This window comes from Bacillus sp. 2175, from assembly GCF_057812155.1.
The window spans coordinates 1,339,190-1,356,083 of record NZ_CM173819.1; the positions used below are offsets into that span (position 1 = coordinate 1,339,190).

The 16,894-nt window shown below is 34.3% G+C and carries 18 protein-coding genes, 2 other RNA genes and 1 riboswitch; of the genes, 18 read left to right on the forward strand and 2 right to left on the reverse strand.

Annotated features, from left to right (window positions below):
* Positions 1 to 7 precede the first annotated feature (7 nt).
* Both ACXKY9_RS07300 and ACXKY9_RS07305 read left to right on the forward strand, forming a co-directional pair.
* Entirely contained in the window at positions 8 to 130 is a 123-nt protein-coding gene (locus ACXKY9_RS07300) for a hypothetical protein (RefSeq protein ID WP_002196349.1), read from the forward strand.
* A 194-nt stretch (positions 131 to 324) separates the two neighbouring features.
* Positions 325 to 3,984 carry a dynamin family protein gene (locus tag ACXKY9_RS07305; RefSeq protein WP_000182125.1) on the forward strand — a complete coding sequence of 1,220 codons (3,660 nt, stop codon included), beginning with the start codon at positions 325 to 327 and terminating at the stop codon, positions 3,982 to 3,984.
* A 3-nt stretch (positions 3,985 to 3,987) separates the two neighbouring features.
* Here ACXKY9_RS07305 and ACXKY9_RS07310 read toward each other — a convergent pair whose 3' ends face one another.
* Positions 3,988 to 4,242, reverse strand: coding sequence for a DUF3931 domain-containing protein (locus tag ACXKY9_RS07310; RefSeq protein WP_000369740.1), 255 nt, complete (start codon positions 4,240 to 4,242; stop codon positions 3,988 to 3,990).
* A gap of 72 nt (positions 4,243 to 4,314) precedes the next feature.
* Here ACXKY9_RS07310 and ACXKY9_RS07315 point away from each other — a divergent pair, with 72 nt between their 5' ends.
* The 5 genes from ACXKY9_RS07315 to ssrS (ACXKY9_RS07335) all read left to right on the forward strand — a co-directional run bounded on the left by ACXKY9_RS07315 (position 4,315) and on the right by ssrS (ACXKY9_RS07335) (position 6,415).
* Positions 4,315 to 4,782: a GNAT family N-acetyltransferase gene (locus ACXKY9_RS07315; protein WP_000117686.1), complete on the forward strand. Its 468-nt coding sequence runs from the start codon at positions 4,315 to 4,317 to the stop codon at positions 4,780 to 4,782.
* A gap of 20 nt (positions 4,783 to 4,802) precedes the next feature.
* Complete coding sequence (locus ACXKY9_RS07320) at positions 4,803 to 5,075, forward strand: YpbS family protein (protein WP_000451818.1); 273 nt, start codon at positions 4,803 to 4,805, stop codon at positions 5,073 to 5,075.
* A 2-nt stretch (positions 5,076 to 5,077) separates the two neighbouring features.
* A complete protein-coding gene (locus ACXKY9_RS07325; RefSeq protein ID WP_000637566.1) occupies positions 5,078 to 5,911 on the forward strand; it encodes a sulfurtransferase in 834 nt (277 codons plus the stop codon).
* 116 nt (positions 5,912 to 6,027) lie between these two features.
* Positions 6,028 to 6,210, forward strand: a non-coding RNA gene (gene ssrS / locus ACXKY9_RS07330) — 6S RNA.
* Between the two features lie 21 nt (positions 6,211 to 6,231).
* Positions 6,232 to 6,415: non-coding RNA, 6S RNA (gene ssrS / locus ACXKY9_RS07335), on the forward strand.
* Between the two features lie 54 nt (positions 6,416 to 6,469).
* Here the strand turns inward: ssrS (ACXKY9_RS07335) and ACXKY9_RS07340 are convergent.
* Positions 6,470 to 6,919 (reverse strand): hypothetical protein, encoded by a 450-nt coding sequence (locus ACXKY9_RS07340; protein WP_001235521.1) that lies wholly within the window; start codon positions 6,917 to 6,919, stop codon positions 6,470 to 6,472.
* Positions 6,920 to 7,002: 83 nt separating this feature from the next.
* Between ACXKY9_RS07340 and ACXKY9_RS07345 the strand changes: the two genes are divergently transcribed.
* The 11 genes from ACXKY9_RS07345 to ACXKY9_RS07395 all read left to right on the forward strand — a co-directional run bounded on the left by ACXKY9_RS07345 (position 7,003) and on the right by ACXKY9_RS07395 (position 16,893).
* Positions 7,003 to 7,314: a hypothetical protein gene (locus ACXKY9_RS07345; protein ID WP_000169031.1), complete on the forward strand. Its 312-nt coding sequence runs from the start codon at positions 7,003 to 7,005 to the stop codon at positions 7,312 to 7,314.
* Between the two features lie 3 nt (positions 7,315 to 7,317).
* Complete coding sequence (locus ACXKY9_RS07350) at positions 7,318 to 8,556, forward strand: glutathionylspermidine synthase family protein (RefSeq protein WP_000084939.1); 1,239 nt, start codon at positions 7,318 to 7,320, stop codon at positions 8,554 to 8,556.
* Positions 8,549 to 8,935, forward strand: a complete 387-nt coding sequence (locus tag ACXKY9_RS07355) for a DUF350 domain-containing protein (protein ID WP_000606857.1) — start codon at positions 8,549 to 8,551, stop codon at positions 8,933 to 8,935. Before ACXKY9_RS07350 ends, ACXKY9_RS07355 begins: the two co-directional genes overlap by 8 nt.
* A 213-nt stretch (positions 8,936 to 9,148) precedes the next feature.
* A riboswitch (M-box (ykoK) riboswitch) is annotated at positions 9,149 to 9,314 on the forward strand.
* Positions 9,315 to 9,649: 335 nt separating this feature from the next.
* Complete coding sequence (locus ACXKY9_RS07360) at positions 9,650 to 10,375, forward strand: P-type ATPase actuator domain-containing protein (protein ID WP_000964949.1); 726 nt, start codon at positions 9,650 to 9,652, stop codon at positions 10,373 to 10,375.
* Between the two features lie 132 nt (positions 10,376 to 10,507).
* A complete protein-coding gene (locus tag ACXKY9_RS07365) occupies positions 10,508 to 11,374 on the forward strand; it encodes a 5'-3' exonuclease (protein ID WP_000757075.1) in 867 nt (288 codons plus the stop codon).
* A gap of 355 nt (positions 11,375 to 11,729) precedes the next feature.
* Positions 11,730 to 11,870, forward strand: a complete 141-nt coding sequence (locus tag ACXKY9_RS07370) for an FbpB family small basic protein (protein ID WP_001228048.1) — start codon at positions 11,730 to 11,732, stop codon at positions 11,868 to 11,870.
* Positions 11,871 to 12,198: 328 nt separating this feature from the next.
* Complete coding sequence (locus ACXKY9_RS07375; protein WP_000833054.1) at positions 12,199 to 13,392, forward strand: acyltransferase family protein; 1,194 nt, start codon at positions 12,199 to 12,201, stop codon at positions 13,390 to 13,392.
* Positions 13,393 to 14,136 (forward strand): YveK family protein, encoded by a 744-nt coding sequence (locus ACXKY9_RS07380; protein WP_000807065.1) that lies wholly within the window; start codon positions 13,393 to 13,395, stop codon positions 14,134 to 14,136.
* Positions 14,123 to 14,743 (forward strand): CpsD/CapB family tyrosine-protein kinase, encoded by a 621-nt coding sequence (locus tag ACXKY9_RS07385; RefSeq protein ID WP_002133101.1) that lies wholly within the window; start codon positions 14,123 to 14,125, stop codon positions 14,741 to 14,743. The genes ACXKY9_RS07380 and ACXKY9_RS07385 overlap by 14 nt, the downstream gene beginning before the upstream one ends.
* 18 nt (positions 14,744 to 14,761) lie before the next feature.
* Positions 14,762 to 15,400 carry a sugar transferase gene (locus tag ACXKY9_RS07390; RefSeq protein WP_000617649.1) on the forward strand — a complete coding sequence of 213 codons (639 nt, stop codon included), beginning with the start codon at positions 14,762 to 14,764 and terminating at the stop codon, positions 15,398 to 15,400.
* 56 nt (positions 15,401 to 15,456) lie between these two features.
* Entirely contained in the window at positions 15,457 to 16,893 is a 1,437-nt protein-coding gene (locus ACXKY9_RS07395; RefSeq protein WP_000533743.1) for an oligosaccharide flippase family protein, read from the forward strand.
* Position 16,894: the final 1 nt, after the last annotated feature.

Here is a 16,894-nt window from a genome sequence, read left to right on the forward strand (position 1 = left end):
TTTAAAATTGATAATCATTATCAAAAAAGGTTGGTGCGTAAGTATGGTATATACATTAGTAGCAGGTACAGTCGCTGTATATGCAGTTATTGCGAAGTATGTTTTAAATGGAGTAGGAACAGCAAAATGAGTGATATGACATAAAATCCCTTTCATTTGTAAAAAGAATGAAAGGGATTTTTTATTTTTAATGAGAATATGCTGAAAATTTAGTATGATAGTAAAGTGAAACTGTAATCAATGGGTAGGTGTAACTCTCACTGGTTATGAGCTCGCAATTAGCGGGAAAAAGTATATACATCTTGGATAAAGGGGAACAAGGGAATGACAAACATAGTACAGACAAACGGTATGAAAAAACTTGTTTGTTTTTATGAAGAGTGGCAAAAACACGGCGATGCAGAGAATAGTTTAAAGTTGTTTGAGGTGATTCAAAAATATAAACAAGAACAGCTTATGATAGCGTTCTGTGGTCACTTCTCTGCGGGGAAATCAACGATGATGAATCATCTATATAAAGCGCAGCTGTTACCAACAAGTCCAATTCCGACAAGCGCTAACGTTGTCAAAATTGAAAAAGGAATGGATCGTGTTGTTGTAACGGTTAAATCTGGAGAACAGTACGAGTATGACGGTGCATATTCAGCTGAAGAATTAAAACAAATTTGTAAAGATGGTGATGAGGTAATTGGTGTTCACATTTATCGGAATGATGCGCCAATTCCTGAAGGTGTTATGTTAGTAGATACACCAGGGATTGACTCAACAGATGATGCCCATCAATTAGCGACAGAATCAACGCTACATCTAGCAGACGTAATTTTTTATATGATGGATTATAATCACGTCCAATCGGAAGTGAATTTGCAATTTGTTAAAGAATTGAAACAACGTAATAAAACGGTTTATCTCGTTGTCAATCAAATAGATAAACATAAAGAAAATGAATTGTCGTTTGAGAATTATAAAGATAGTGTAAAGCAATCGTTCTCTAACTGGGATATTGAAGTAGATGAAGTATATTATACGTCATTACGAATGATGAACCATCCACATAATGAAATTGGAAGCTTAGAAACGTTAATTACATCTATCATGAAAGAAAAAGAGCGGTATGTAAGAGAGGGAATGGAGAGAGAAACAGAATATTTAATGGGGGAACATTTCTCGTTTATTCTTTCTGAAAATGAAAAAGCTCTTTTGAAATATGAGAAAGAGTTAGCATCACCGCTTTCTATTTCAGAGATAGTTGAAAAGAAAGCGGAGCTAATGGAAACGAAACGTCGCGAGGCTAGTAAAGAGTCTCATGTGAGAAATGAATTTATAAAAGGCCTACAAGCTATATTAGATAACGCGTATTTAATGCCATTTGAAATGAGAGAATTGGCAAATGCGTACTTAGAAACGAAATTAACAAAGTTTAAAGTCGGTTTGCTATTTGCGAAAGGAAAGACGGAGCAAGAAAAACAAAGGCGTGTAGAGGCGTTTTATTCTGCCCTTCAAAAGACTGTTGAAACGCAGCTTGATTTTCATGTGAAGGAATTTATTGTAGCCTTCTTAAAAGAAGAAGGATTGTTCACGGAGGAAATTGGGAAAGACATATATGGGTTAGAAATTGCTTTCGGACCAGAAATGTTGGCTGAGGTAATTAAACAAGGCGCAGGTTTCACAGGTGATTACTTACTTCTTTATACAGCGGATGTAGCGAATGAACTAAAGAAGCGTTATTTTATAAAAGCACAGCAAATTTTTGATAAAAGTGCGGTCGTTTTAAAGCAAAAGGTGAGGGAAGCAGTTGCTCGTATTGAAGAAGAGATTGAAACATATACGATGTTGCAAACGGCGAAAGAAACACAATTACAATACAATAACAATTTGGTGGCATATGAAGACTATTTACGAAATGTTTGGCACGATCATGTTGCTACGCCTGAAGGTTTGCAAATAGATGAGATATTGCAAAGGGAAAAGCAAATTGTTAGTGAGAAATTTACACTACAAGAGCAGGAAATCGTAAACGATAACGTAGCGATTCATGAAGAAGAGCTGAAAGGAACGGCGGCTTTAAATATTCAGCGGATATTAGAGAAAGTGAAAAAAGCTGAAACGATATTAGAGCCATTGCCAGCGCTGAAACATGTACAGCAAGAGGTAATAGAGAAAAGAAGACGTGTAGAAACAAAACAATTTACAGTAGCGTTATTCGGGGCATTTAGTGCTGGAAAATCATCATTTGCCAATGCCTTACTCGGTGAGAAAGTACTTCCTGTATCACCAAACCCGACGACGGCAACGATTAATCAAATTTTGCCGGTTACAGAGGAAAAACCACATGGAACAGTAATTGTTCAGTTTAAATCAAAGCAAGCGTTATTAGAAGATATGAAAGCTGTTTATAAGCTGTTTCATTATGAGATTGCTACGTTAGATGAAGCGTTAGCACAAATTGATAACGTTATGAAATATCCTTCACCAACTGGGAAGCAAAAAACAACATTTAGCTTTTTACGAGCGGTACAAAAAGGGTATGATGCAGTTTCTACTTATTTAGGAGAACAAGTACAAGTTACATTAGAAGAGTTCTCTGATTATGTAGCGAATGAAGAGAAATCATGCTTCGTTGAGTATATGGAACTTTATTATGATTGTGCTTTAACAAGGCAGGGAGTAGCGCTTGTAGACACACCTGGAGCGGATTCTATCAATGCTCGCCATACGGATGTTGCATTCCAGTATATTAAAAACGCAGATGCTATTTTATTTGTAACATATTATAACCATGTATTCTCTCGTGCTGACCGTGAATTTTTAATTCAGCTTGGTCGTGTAAAGGATACTTTTGCCCTTGATAAAATGTTCTTCTTAATTAATGCGGCGGATTTAGCAGAGTCTGAAGAAGAACTTGAAATGGTAAAAGGTTATATCGCAGATCAGCTACTACAATACGGTATTAGAAATCCGCGTTTATTTGCAATTTCAAGTTTATGTGCGCTTGAAGAGAAACAAGGAAAGAATGTTGAAAAAGAGAAGTATGGTATTTTACAAAACTCTGGGATTACTAAGTTTGAGGAATCATTTACGTCCTTTATGATGAGAGATTTAATGCTTGTTTCTGTGCATGCTCTATATGGTGCGTTGCAAGGGGCAGATCAGCTTTTAGTAAACATGATAAAGGGTGCAAAGCAGGGGAATGAAGAGAAAGAGAAGCAAACGAAAAAATATGAAGCAGAGCGTGATCAACTACTTCATATCATTTCTTCATATAGTGTACTTGCTGAAGAACAGGCGATGCAAAATGAAGTGAAAGAGTTGCTTTATTACGTGCAACAGCGTCTATTCCTCCGCTATAATGATGTGTTTACTGAATTTATTAATCCGGCATCACTTCGAACGGATGGAAATGTGAAAACACAATTGCAACAGTGTGTTATGGAATTAGTAGCATTTATTCAGCATGATTTATTACAAGAAATGCGTGCGACATCATTACGCCTTGAAAAATGGATAGACGAAGCGATGAAGCGTGCAAAGGATGAAATTGTAGTGAACTGTAAAGTAGAAAATGAATCAATTTCTATGAATGGAACAGTGGAGTATGAATACAAAGATATTACACATAAAGAACCGTTCCCTTCAGTTGAAATAAAAGATTTCAAAAAAGCACTGGCACATTTTAAAAATGAGAAAAGCTTTTTTGAAAAGAATGACAAGGCTTTTATGCAAGAAGACGCTAAATCTGTATTAGAACCGCTCGTATCAAACTATGTAGCTGATGAAAAACATTTATTTGTTCATCATTATAAGCAAGAGTGGGATATGAAGTGGAATTTATTCGAAAAAGTGATGCAGCAAGATGTGATGAACTATTATGAAAGTATATTGTTTGCATTGGCTGAAACGATCGATGTATCTCTATATGAACAAAGTAAAGAACAATTGCAAAAGCAGTTAGTAGAGATTGAAAAAGAAATTTATGTTATATAGTCGTTATGAGAAAAAGATTCGTTCAATTTTCTTTTGAAGTACAGTATCTAAAGATTTTACAAATCCAGCAAATTCATCGGTAGAAATCATATGAGTAAGAACGAGTCGTCTGCCATCTGGTGTTTCACCGCATAAGACGAATGAAGAAAATTCATATGTTTTGTTTTCAACTACTAATTTTGGATAGGAATACGTGTCGCTTTTCTTCTTCTTTCCATCAATAGAGATGACGTTGCATTTTTTCTCATTGTTGTCCATGGTGAATCCCTCCTTTCTATTATTTATGGTAGACAAGGAGGGTTTAGAACAATAGAGAAGGGGGAATTTTTTATGTCTGTTGTAATAGAACGTATTCCAAAAGAGGCTATACCGAAGGCTTTATTGTTACTTGCTGATCCAAGTGAACGGCAAATAGCTACGTATGTACAAAGAGGATTAACATACGTAGCTAAGCAGGGGGGGAGCGTTATCGGTGTATATGTTCTTTTGGAAACAAGGCCAAAGACGATGGAAATCATGAATATTGCGGTTGCAGAGCATTTGCAAGGAAAAGGGATTGGGAAGAAGCTATTAAGGCATGCTGTAGAAACTGCTAAAGGATATGGTATGTCAAAACTTGAAGTTGGTACAGGCAATTCTAGTGTTTCACAACTTGCTTTATATCAAAAATGTGGATTTCGTATTTTTTCTATTGATTTTGATTACTTTTCGAAGCATTATGAAGAAGAGATTATTGAAAATGGGATTGTATGTCGTGATATGATCCGGCTTGCAATGGAATTGAATAAAAACGTATAACTATTTAGGGGGAAGAGAAGATGGAAGTACATAAAGCAATTACAGCACATTCTCGTAAACAAAATGAAAGTGTAAAAGCATGTTTACAATTAGATGCACAGCGTGAAGCAGCTATTGAAGCTGCCGTATCTCTTGCGTCAAATGGGAAAGAATTTTCGGTTGATGTCATTAATGTTGTAACGAAGCAGATTAATGATCTTGCAAAAAATGGTGTTACCTTGCAGCGTAAATATGTTACAGAAGAAATGGTTATGGAATATGTAAGTCGTTTGAAAGAGAAAGAAGGTCGTTAAAGATGATAGTTACAGTCGAATGGTTACGTGAGCATATAGAAGATGAGAATGTCCGTATAATCGATTGTCGTTTTGATTTAGCGAATCCTAATTGGGGTAGAGAAAAGTATGAAGAAGGACATATTCCTCATGCGTTATATTTTGATTTGAATTTAGATTTATCAAGTCCTATAGCAGAACATGGTGGCCGCCATCCTTTACCAAATATTGAGGAGTTTGCAGACAAGCTTTCGAAGGCTGGTATTGATGAACATACGACAGTAATTGCGTATGACAGTCAAGCCGGTGCAAATGCTGCTCGTTTATGGTGGTTATGTAACTATGTAGGACATGAGAAAGTATATATATTAGATGGTGGTTTCCAGGCTTGGAAAGAGAATGGACTACCGACAACAGCGGAAATTCCTGTTGCTATACGAAAAACATTCAAAGCTAATATACAAGATCATATGCTTGTAACGATGGAAACGGTCAGAGAGAATATCCGTGCAGGTGCGGATGTTACATTAATTGATTCAAGAGAGCCCAAACGTTATGCTGGTGTAGAGGAACTTGTCGATCATAAAGCAGGACATATTCCAACAGCGGTAAACCATTTTTGGAAGGATGGAATGTTGCAATCAGGACAATTTAAGAATAAAGCTGGGCAACAAGAACGATTCCAAAATCTGTCGAAAGATAAGGAAACCATTGTATATTGTGGTTCTGGTGTTACGGCATGTCCAAATATCGTCGCATTAAAATTGGCTGGATTCCAAAATGTTAAATTGTATGCAGGTAGCTGGAGTGATTGGATCTCTTATCCAGAAAATCAAATTGCAAAAGAAGAAGATTAATCACTTGCATGCAAAAATAATTTGTATTAAAATAAGGTCACAAGCAAGAGATTGCTCGAAAAACTTTGTATTTTACACATTGGAAACAATGTGATAATATAACGACAAGTAAATAATACATCCTGCGGTGTGCGTAACTTATTTATGTCTAAAACCGATGTTAGTTATACGGAAGCTCAATATTTAGCGACCATCATCAAGCCTTCCTTGTGGAGGAAGATGTACGGTAACTGTGAGGGCATCCACCTGCGAGTAGCGGGTTTTTGGACATTTACGAGGAGCGGCACGTGCGGGGGTCTTATTTCAACTAACCTTATATAAAATTCCTACGGTGTACGTAGCTTATGCATGTCTTAAACCAATAAGTTTAATATGGAAGTTCAATATTTAAATGTAGCTAACATGCCATCTTTTTAAGAAGGAAGTTACAAACATTTGTGAGGGCATCCACCTGTGAGAGCAGGTTTATGGACATCTAGAGAGAACGGCATATGTGGGGCTATATAAAAACCTTACGTTTTATACGTAAGGTTTTTTTGTTGCATAGATATATTAATATTATCTTGATTCACCTGTGAAGTTTCCGTAATAAATGTAGCACTTTCTGTCTTCATCAGTCTCTCTTGAATCCAAGGAGAATTCCATAGAAATGCCGTCTCGCTGAATATATATAATATCTGAATGAAGAGATGGTAAAATTTCTTCGTAGTTCCATACATCTTGACTATCTACTAAGCTTGAACTTGTTTCACTTAGTTCTCTAATTTCAAAACCGATGTGGGAGTATGTAGGGTCTGAAGGGTCATTGGCGAAAACTTCTTTTTGAATATAAATAACTGCTGTTCCGTCTGGGTCAACCGAAGTTGCAGTAACAACATAAGTATTTTTCTCTTTAATAAAATATTCACAAGTCATGCGTGCGATAATTTCAGAATTAGAAATATTGGCGTAGTTCCATAAAGCAGGATACCCTTTCGTTTCATCATTAAGTCGATATTCTAAGCGCATTTTATACCTCTTCTTCCTTTTTCTTCTACTTTATCATGCCATCCTATATAATAGGAATAGAATTTAAAAAGGGGAGTGCGAAGGTGACAAAAACGAAATGGCTAGTAGGTGGTGTCGTAACGTCTTTAATGACTGGCACTTTATTTGGTTGCGCACAAGATCTTCCCCCAAAACCGAATGATAATAGTTGTTCTGATTGGGATTGGGATGATGAACTTGGGGTATGGCAGTGTGATGATAGTAGTTCAGGTTATCGTGGGCATTATTTCTATGGTGGGCGATACTATCAAAATAAATCCACTTTTAAAAATTCATCGGCGTTTAAATCGTATCAATCGTCTACTGAATTTAAAGGTGGAATTGGAAGCGGTTCAAAGGGAGGATTTGGGGGCTAAAATATGTCGCAATACATAAGGGATCGAAAAGAATTTTATTTAAAATATCCGAATTTTTGGTCGGATTTATATGAATGTGAGTATAGTTTGTTTCATGTTTTTTCTATAACAAATCAGACTTTGGACCAATTACACTTAGCGACTGAACGAATGGGCAAAATATTTTTTAAGACTGCTAGACTGCTGCGTAATCTAAGTGACGAACAGCTTCTAGATCTTGGCTTTCCATCCCCGAGTTTATCATTCATTAGAATGAAAGGGCTTTATCCTGAATCTGTAATTTCGCGATTTGATTTTGCTGTAACAGAGGATAACAAAATCAAAATGCTTGAGTTTAATAGTGATACACCAACTTTTATTGTGGAATGTTTTCAAATGAATGGGAAAGTATGTGAAAATCTAGGCTATGATGATCCAAACTCGGATCAAGAACGATTGCTATCTTCTGGTCTAACGAAAGCAGTAATGGAAGCGACAAAGGGATTAGATAATCCAAATGTTGTTTTTACAGCACATCATGAACATATCGAGGATTGGAATACCACTATGTATTTAAGTCAGCTATGCCATGTTGAAAATAAAGTAGTGCCAATGTCAGAACTTAGAATTACAAAAGATGCTCTAGTTGATAAAGATGGGGCGAAGATTGATGTTTTATATCGCCAAACATATCCGATAGAAGATTTAATTGAGGATCAAGATCCTGAAACAGGAGATTTGGTAGGTGTGGAACTGCTGCAACTTGTAAAAGCCGGAAAGCTTTTTATAATAAATCCTTTGTCAGCATTTTTACTTCAGCCAAAATCAATTCAGTGTCTTATTTGGGGGTTAGCAGAAGAAGAGGTCTTTTATACAAACGAGGAACAACAGTGGATTAAAGAATATATGTTACCTACATATTTAGAACCAGATTTATTTTTAGGAAAAGGTTCTTTCGTTCAAAAACCTTCATTTGGTAGAGAAGGAGATACAATTACGATTCGCGATAAGGATGAAAATATTATGCTTCAAAATGCACATCAAACGTATAAAACTGCACTGCCGATATTTCAAAAGTATACAGAACTGCCAGTCGTATCCTTGGAAACAGAAAAAGGGATGGAGAAACTGTCCTATGTGTTTGGTTCTTTTTTAATTGCTGGAAAAGCGAGTAGTATCGGTATTCGCGCGGGAGAAAAGATTACAGGAAATGAATCGTACTATTTACCGGTAGGTATAAAAAGGAGGGGGAAAAATGATTAATTTTTTATTATATTTAGCAGTAACACTTGGACTTTTATGTATTGGTCTGTTCTTGATGGAAGTGACAACGAAAGTTAAGGAATTTAAGTTAATGGCTCAAGGTAATAAGGCGGTAAGCTATGTGCTTGGAGGGCGATTACTTGGGTTAGCTATCGTTTTATATTCGACAGCAGCTAATTCAATTTCACTTCTTGATATGATTTCGTGGGGAGCAGTTGGGATTTTGGCTCAAATTATCGTCTTTTATTTAGCTGAGTGGCTTACACCACGCTTTAATATAAACAAAAGTCTCGAAGAAGATAATCAAGCAGTCGGTCTTTTTCTTATGTTTTTATCGCTTTCAATTGGGATTGTAATCGCTGGTTGTATAACTTATTAAAAACTTTACGTTTAAACGTAAAGTTTTTTATTTTATCCCGCTATTTGCCGGGCAGCCCGATTGGTGAGGGCTAATAATCAGTGGCGGATGAACAAAACCCCCACTGATTAAAGTTTCACTTTATATACGTTAGTTTGCCATACCATTTGAAAAAATTGTAGGCTACGGTTGACATCTATTTTAAATAAGAGTAACATTTTCAATGTAATGAAAATAAGTCTCTGTTAGGTGAGGCTCCTGTATAGAGAAATGCTACTGCCCAAAAATGTCGAGAGACGCCAATGGGTCAACAGGAATGATCGAATTAAGGTTTTTCTTAACGTAGCTGGTAATGTACCTATGCTATACAGTGCTAAAACTCGGTGAGGGAGAGGTCCGTAGATTTCTAATTATATTAGAAATCGTTTATTTGTGTATGTAATGGCCGCTACTCTCTTAAGGGTAGGGGTCTTTTTTGTTACCAAGCTATGAGTAATTTCATATTATAAACTATAAAATTAAACGAGGAGGTGAGGAGCATGTCAAATTCTGACTCGGTTCCGTTACCCATATACTTCAAATCAAAAATATATGATGTAGGCAGGAAACGATTTGTTCCTCCCTCTATATTTATCACAATATAGCGTTTATAAAGCGCGAGACACTTTCACAGTAAAGTGGATAAATTGAGAAACAAAGCGTTTCTTCCTATGTTGTAAAGGAGGAGACGATAATATGTTATATGCAAACAAAACTGTGGGTAACACGTCATATAAACTAAGTAAAAAATCAATAAAAGAACAAACAATGCTCCAAAAAAATAAAGATTTATTAATTGAAATTGCAACAAGAGATGTAAAATCTGTATTTGCATATTTTAAAACAACAAGAGACGGACTATCAATGAAAGAGGCACAAAAACGTATTCAAGTATATGGCCGAAATGAACTAACTTCAAAAAGAGCACTTCTTGCAGAAGTAATGATGAAGCTAGGTGGCATGATTCCAGGTTTTTCAAAACAACGTGTGTGTGATGAATTACAACGTGAAACGATTACTGTATCTAGAGTAGAATGTTCTAGTAGTACAGGGCTAAATAGTGAACTGAAAATGATGGAGATACCTGTGCAAGAACTTGTACCTGGAGATATGATTTTTCTTTCGGCTGGAGATGCTGTGCCAGCTGATGTACGTATTATTTATGCAGATGATTTATTAGTGAATGAGTCTGTGTTAACGGGAAACGAAGCGAATATAGAGAAGTTTGAGAGCTGCTATCACCTTGAACGTAAACGGTTTATTCCATTAAAACGGATGAAAGATTATAATCCACTTGAGCTTGAAAATGTATGTTTTAAAGGTTCGCATATTGTTAGTGGAAATGCAAAAGCTATCGTTGTTTCTACTGGAAAAAATACGTATTCAGGCATCTTGCATACTTGTTGTAGTAGAACGTCTTAATGTGTTAATGATGCTAAATATACAAAAACAATGTATAATAGACAAAGTTGAGCAAAAACGTAGAATGGTAATCTATTTATATAACCTTACGTGATAACGTAAGGTTATTATTTTTTTAATAGGAGAGGAATTATGAAAAAAGTATTATTAGTTGATGGTATGGCACTATTATTTCGTGCTTTTTACGCAACAAGTGTCTACGGACAATTTATGAAACGACAAGATGGAACCCCTACGAACGGGATTCATGGTTATATGAAACACTTATTAACAGCTACGCAAGCGATCGAACCAACACATATCGTTACATGCTGGGATATGGGAAGTACGACATTTAGAACAGAATCGTTCTCGAATTATAAAGCAAATCGTGCAGCGCCACCAGAAGAATTAATTCCTCAATTTGATTTAGTGCAAGAAATGACTGCAAAATTATCCATTCCAGTTATCGGTATGAAAGGCTACGAAGCCGATGATTGTATCGGTACGCTTGCAAAACAATATTGCAATGAAGCTGAAGTTTATATTTTAACAGGTGATACGGATTTACTTCAACTTGTTGATAAGAGCGTTACAGTCATGCTTCTGCGTAAAGGAATTGGAAATTACGAATATTACACACCGGAGAAAATCATGGAAGAAAAAGGTGTAGAGCCGTGGCAAATCGTCCACGCAAAAGCTTTCATGGGAGATACAAGTGATAATTATCCAGGGGTAAAAGGTATCGGTGAAAAAACAGCGTATAAGCTTATTCAAGAGCACGGAACAGTATCCGCTGTACTAGAAAATGTAGAATCATTAACAAAAGCGCAGCGTACGAAGATTGAAAGTGATTTAGAGAACTTAAATATTTCGTTACAATTAGCCCAAATTCACTGTGAAGTTCCAATTTCATGTTCACTAGAAGAAGGATTACACACAATGGATGAAGAAAAACTTAGATTTGTTTGTGAAGAAATGAATTGGGGAAGACCTGAAATATTAATAAATATGCTATAAATAGTTTGGGAAGAGGGATGTTGCATAAGTCGAACTTTGACTTGGTGACACCTTCTTTTTGTTTTTGTAAACAGTATTATAATAAATAAAATTATGTCGAACTCAATTTTAAATATATAAATATTTCGACAAGATATAATGATAAAAGTTGATGAAAATAATAACTTTTATCATGAAGTGAATTAATTTCAACATAGTTTTAGATAATCATTTTTTCGTGTTCACAAAGTTGTCAGAAAATAAACGAGATTTTCATATGAAGTTCAAATAGAATTCACAACAATCAATTATTATAAGAACACACAGATAATTCTTTATCTTTTATATAAACCATCCCCCAAGGAGGACAATGAAAATGAGAAAAAAAGTGAGAAAATCTTTTAAACAATTATTAATTGAAAATAAACAATCACTATTAAATAATAAAGAAAATATGAAAGAAATTGAAGAGAGAATTGAGAAACGACATGTAGCATATAGTGGTGCCAGTAATTAAATAAAATAAAAAAGATAGCCTATGTAGGCTATCTTTTTTATTTTATATTGAAAAAACGCTATTCAGCTCTTTAATTTTGTAAATATGCAAGATATTTTTATAGCGTTTTTCTATCAATATTACTCATTTTTCGAGGTTGAAATTGGTATATACCAATTTTTGAGATTTTCTATTCAAAATATTACAAAAAATGTTACAATACACTCAAATTTATACTATAAAATCATTTTAATATGAAAAATTGGAATGAAAAGAAAGGAGAGGAATATGAATAAAGATGTCGCTTTGAAATGATTATTATCATTTCATTAGGAGTTGATGTAAAAAGATGAAAAGATACGAAGAATTGGACTCTATAAGAGGGATTTCTTCATTAGTAGTAATGATTGGTCATCATTTAATGATTTTTTCAGCATTTCAAAATTACAGTTATGAAGATAATAAACCATTTGTTGTGTATCTATTAAAAGAAACGCCTGCTCGTCTAATTTTTAGTAGTGGTAACGAATCAGTTATTATCTTTTTTGTTTTGAGCGGATTTGTTTTGTATGAATCTATTCAAAAAAACTATAGTAGCTATGGGTCATACCTTTTAAAACGTATATGCAGAATATATATTCCTTATATTGTGGCAATAATTATAGCTATTGTATGCCAGATTACAATTAGTGAATATGGTATTTCTTATTTAAGTGAATGGTTTAATCGCTCATGGACGATTGAAAGTTCTTCAAGCTTAATCGCACAACATATTTTATTGGTTGGGAAATATAATACAGATGCATATAACGGTGTGATTTGGTCACTTGTCCATGAAATGCGAATATCAATAATTTTCCCGTTAATTTTGATGATTTGCTTACGAAAAACGTTAAGGTGTTCATTACTATTATTGTTTAGTTTTAGTATATGTTCTGTCGTAATATTATTTTTGTTTCGCTCGGGCTTAACATTAACAAGCTATGCATTAACATTGCATTACACAGTACTGTTTTTACTAGGAGCACTAGTTGCGAAGTATAAAAATAATTTAATAGTTTTTTATAGTAATTGTACTAAAAACACGAAAATTGCATGGTTTTTATTTGCGATTTTACTTTTTATGTATGAAGGGCTTATAGGAGAAATTAAAGTGCTCAATAATTTTATATTTCGAGACTACGTAGTGGCGATAAGTGCATGTTTATTTGTCATATTAAGTTTGTCAATATCAACTTTGTCGTCCTTGCTACATAATAAATATTTGTTATATTTGGGGAAGATTTCTTACAGTCTTTATTTATACCATATTATATCGTTGTTTTCCCTTATATACATGCTCCATGAAATATTACCGTTGCCTATTATTTTAATTTTTTCACTTGTTTTTTCGTTTATACTTGCAATGCTTTCGTATGTATATGTAGAAAAATTTGCATTCGGAGTCGGAAAGTATGTAACAAAACAAGTGGATAGAAGAGAGAAAGGGTTATCTGTAAAGAGTGAATTGCAGGATGTTATTCAGAAAAGGGCGGTGAAATAATTGAAGCAAGAAATGAGTATAAAAGATTTTCAACAATTACTGAAAAGAAGATTCGTAACGATTATTTTAACGATGTGTTGTTTAACCGCTTCTTTAGTTCTTATCTCTATGTATGTTTTAAAGCCGTCATATCAATATTCAACGCAAATTCTTGTTGGGAATTTAGATGAGTTTAATAAGGAAAATTCAACAAATAAAACACAAGAAAATAAGCAACTAGTAACATCGTATGTTGATATTTTAAAAAGCCCATTAATTATTTCAACAGTCAAAAAAACTTTGAAATTAGAGCAATCAAGTTATGAATTAGCACAAAAAATCTCGGTTGTGAATACGGACAACTCACAAATTGTAACTGTTACAGTAAAAGGTTCCAATCCGAAAATCGTGAAAGACATTGTAAAGACATTGGCAGAGCAATCACAAAAAAGCTTTCAACAGTACACAAATGTACAAGGGGTGAAAGTATTAACTGATCCTGAGTTACAGGAACAGGCTGAAAAATTGTTTCCGAAATTTCAACTGATCATTCCTATTTCTTTAATTGTTAGTTTTTTTGTTGGGATAGGTTTAGCTGTATTTCGAGATTATTTTGATGAACGTATATACACGGAACAGGATTTAGAGAAAATAACAACAGTCTCTGTTATTGGTCACATAAATATGGAACCAAATAGAAAAAAGAAACCTACAGAGGTTGATAAAAAATCATCTATATATCGAGGTGAACATGTCGATGTTTAGGACAAAGAAGCAGCTGCCATTCAATTTGCATGATGATCTGATGAAAGAGCAGTTTTATACGGTGTATCACGAGCTGAAAAAATCCGGAAAACAACTGTTCACAGTTAGTTCAACGAAGGACAGAGGTGTTGTTGCCTCGCTTATAGTAAATATGGGTCTAGTGTTTGCGGAAATGAAAAAAAAGGTGTTACTTATTGATGTGAATTTTTCTGATCCTAAACTACATGTATTATTACAAAGTGATCACATGATAACAGTAAACGATATAATAAGCTCTTCCTCCTGCAATTATGAATCTTTTTCTAGTAATTTGTCTAATTACTTATATTGTATTCCTGCAAAAAAAACAGTACATACAGGGACGCCTTTAGTTGCTATGGATGAATTTGATAATGCGATTGCTAAGTGGAAAGAAGATTTTGATTACATTTTCGTTTATTCTTCTGAAGTATTTGAGCTTCCTGCTACGCACATTATTGCAGGGAAATGCGATGGAGTGGTTTTAGCAGTTAAAAAGCGAAAAGATTCACTACGTACAGTGCAAAAAGTAATAGCGGATATAAATAGGAAAGAATGTGAATTAATAGGTATAATTTTATATTCTTGAATGTGGGGGTAACGATCCATGATTCGTGAAACAAATCAAGCCAAGTTGTATACGATTCCGGCTCAAGAAAAGCCTAGCATATTGAATCGAAGTGTAAAACGCTTGTTTGATATTATATTTTCAATCATATTGTTACTATTAACAATACCAATTATGTTGTTCTTTTGTATTATGATTACCTTAGAAACATCAGGGGCTCCAATATACTTTCAAGAACGTTTAGGTATAAACGGGAAGAAGTTTAATGTATTTAAATTAAGGTCGATGGTAAAGGATGCTGAAATGAACGGACCACAATGGGCAAAAGAACATGATCAAAGAATTACAAAAGTTGGATTGTTTATAAGAAAAACGAGAATTGATGAATTACCACAGCTCTTAAACATTTTAAGAGGAGATATGTCTTTTGTAGGCCCTAGACCAGAGAGAGAGTTTTTTTATAATGAGTTTGATGCGTATATTCCAGAATTTAAGGAACGTTTAATAGTAAAACCAGGATTAACAGGATGGGCACAAATAAATGGAGGGTATAATCTTGATCCAAAGGAAAAGTTGAGGCTGGACATGGAGTATATTGAAATGAAAACATTTCGGACGGACATCCGTATTTTATGTAAAACCGTTTTAATTGTATTGAACGGTAATGGTGCAAGATAAATATATATGTAAACAAACAACATATGTAAGTAGGTTACTTGCAAAGGAGAACTTGTATGGGTAGATCTATTCTAAGCAATATTATCCATCTATTTTATAGTACGATTTTAGCTAACCTTCTTCAGGCCGTCAGTTTAATTGTTTTAGCAAACTTTTTTAACGCACAACATTATGGGATGTTTAGTGTTGCCATAGCAGTGACGTTTGTTATGTTATTTTTTACAGACTTAGGACTTAGTAATACGTTTCTTCGAGAAGGGGCAAAGGATGGAGCAGATTTAGAGCAGATTTTATCATCGTATATAAAAATAAGGATGATTCTACTTATTTTTATTTCTATCATCGGTTATATTGCTATTCATTATATGTATGCGGATAAAAATTTAATTTATATGATGATAAACGTAATGTTTTTCATGTTAATAGGATTAACTTGGCAAAACATAGGGATTGCCTATTTTCAACTGACGGAACGTATGAAGTATATAGCGCTCATAAAAGTTGTATCAGCATCAGTTGTCATTATAATTACATGTTTTTGTATTTTCGGAGAGTTACCGGTGTATGTAACAGCTCGCTTATATGCTTTTGGGTATATGATTGGTGGTTTATTCAGTATATATATCATGAGAAGAAAGACGAAAATGAATATGAAAGTCGTAATTCATAAAGCGTTATTTTGGCAATTAACTCCCTTTATTATTAGCGGTTTTTTAATAATGAGTACGCCACAATTAGCGCCTATCTTGCTTAACTATACATTGCCATTAAGTATGGTAGGTGTTTTTGCAGTGGCGTACCGGATGCCGGCAGCTTTATATCAAGTACCAGGGGTAATTGCAGGTGCATTTTTTCCGGTGCTCTTTAAGCATTATAACCAGAATAATATAGAAGAGCATACGAAATTAAATTTACTTCAAATTAAATCAATGGCGATTGTAGGAATATGTATGACGATCGGTTTATATCATTTAGCACCATACTTTATTTCTATATTTTTTCATGAAGAATGGAGGAATGCAGTAGAACCACTCCAAATATTATCATTTCTTATTGTGCTACAAAGTTTAAATATTGCCATTGCTGACGGTTTAACGACGAGTGGTTGTCAAAATAAGAGGACTGTTGTGCAGTGTGTAGCATTGGTGATAGGTGGGGTTATGCTTTATAGCTTTAGTAGTCTTGGTGGAGTGATAGGAGCGGCATACGCTATGGTTTTATTTGAAATAGTCGCTTTAGTGGGATATATAGCGGTAAGTGTAGTGAAGAAAAAAATTGTATTCCAAATTGTAATACCGTATACAATTTATTTTGGTGTAACCTTTATTGGAGTGCAATATATATTGCATACATATCATTTAATTGCGCTTGTTCTTAATATACTAATTGTAGTAGCTGCCATATTCCTATATGATTATGAGCTAAAAAAACTTCTTCTTTCTTTTATAAGAAAAATACGCAAAAAGGATTATATTACGAAACAGGGGATATAGC

What these genes read in the sequence shown, in the direction of transcription:
- ACXKY9_RS07365 (WP_000757075.1), top strand. Translation starts at nt 10,508, where the DNA reads ATGAAAAAAGTATTATTAGTTGATGGTATGGCACTATTATTTCGTGCT.
- ACXKY9_RS07340 (WP_001235521.1), bottom strand. Translation starts at nt 6,919, where the DNA reads ATGCGCTTAGAATATCGACTTAATGATGAAACGAAAGGGTATCCTGCT.
- ACXKY9_RS07350 (WP_000084939.1), top strand. Translation starts at nt 7,318, where the DNA reads ATGTCGCAATACATAAGGGATCGAAAAGAATTTTATTTAAAATATCCG.
- ACXKY9_RS07370 (WP_001228048.1), top strand. Translation starts at nt 11,730, where the DNA reads ATGAGAAAAAAAGTGAGAAAATCTTTTAAACAATTATTAATTGAAAAT.
- ACXKY9_RS07325 (WP_000637566.1), top strand. Translation starts at nt 5,078, where the DNA reads ATGATAGTTACAGTCGAATGGTTACGTGAGCATATAGAAGATGAGAAT.
- ACXKY9_RS07320 (WP_000451818.1), top strand. Translation starts at nt 4,803, where the DNA reads ATGGAAGTACATAAAGCAATTACAGCACATTCTCGTAAACAAAATGAA.
- ACXKY9_RS07395 (WP_000533743.1), top strand. Translation starts at nt 15,457, where the DNA reads ATGGGTAGATCTATTCTAAGCAATATTATCCATCTATTTTATAGTACG.
- ACXKY9_RS07375 (WP_000833054.1), top strand. Translation starts at nt 12,199, where the DNA reads ATGAAAAGATACGAAGAATTGGACTCTATAAGAGGGATTTCTTCATTA.
- ACXKY9_RS07385 (WP_002133101.1), top strand. Translation starts at nt 14,123, where the DNA reads ATGTCGATGTTTAGGACAAAGAAGCAGCTGCCATTCAATTTGCATGAT.
- ACXKY9_RS07310 (WP_000369740.1), bottom strand. Translation starts at nt 4,242, where the DNA reads ATGGACAACAATGAGAAAAAATGCAACGTCATCTCTATTGATGGAAAG.
- ACXKY9_RS07360 (WP_000964949.1), top strand. Translation starts at nt 9,650, where the DNA reads ATGTTATATGCAAACAAAACTGTGGGTAACACGTCATATAAACTAAGT.
- ACXKY9_RS07315 (WP_000117686.1), top strand. Translation starts at nt 4,315, where the DNA reads ATGTCTGTTGTAATAGAACGTATTCCAAAAGAGGCTATACCGAAGGCT.
- ACXKY9_RS07305 (WP_000182125.1), top strand. Translation starts at nt 325, where the DNA reads ATGACAAACATAGTACAGACAAACGGTATGAAAAAACTTGTTTGTTTT.
- ACXKY9_RS07355 (WP_000606857.1), top strand. Translation starts at nt 8,549, where the DNA reads ATGATTAATTTTTTATTATATTTAGCAGTAACACTTGGACTTTTATGT.
- ACXKY9_RS07390 (WP_000617649.1), top strand. Translation starts at nt 14,762, where the DNA reads ATGATTCGTGAAACAAATCAAGCCAAGTTGTATACGATTCCGGCTCAA.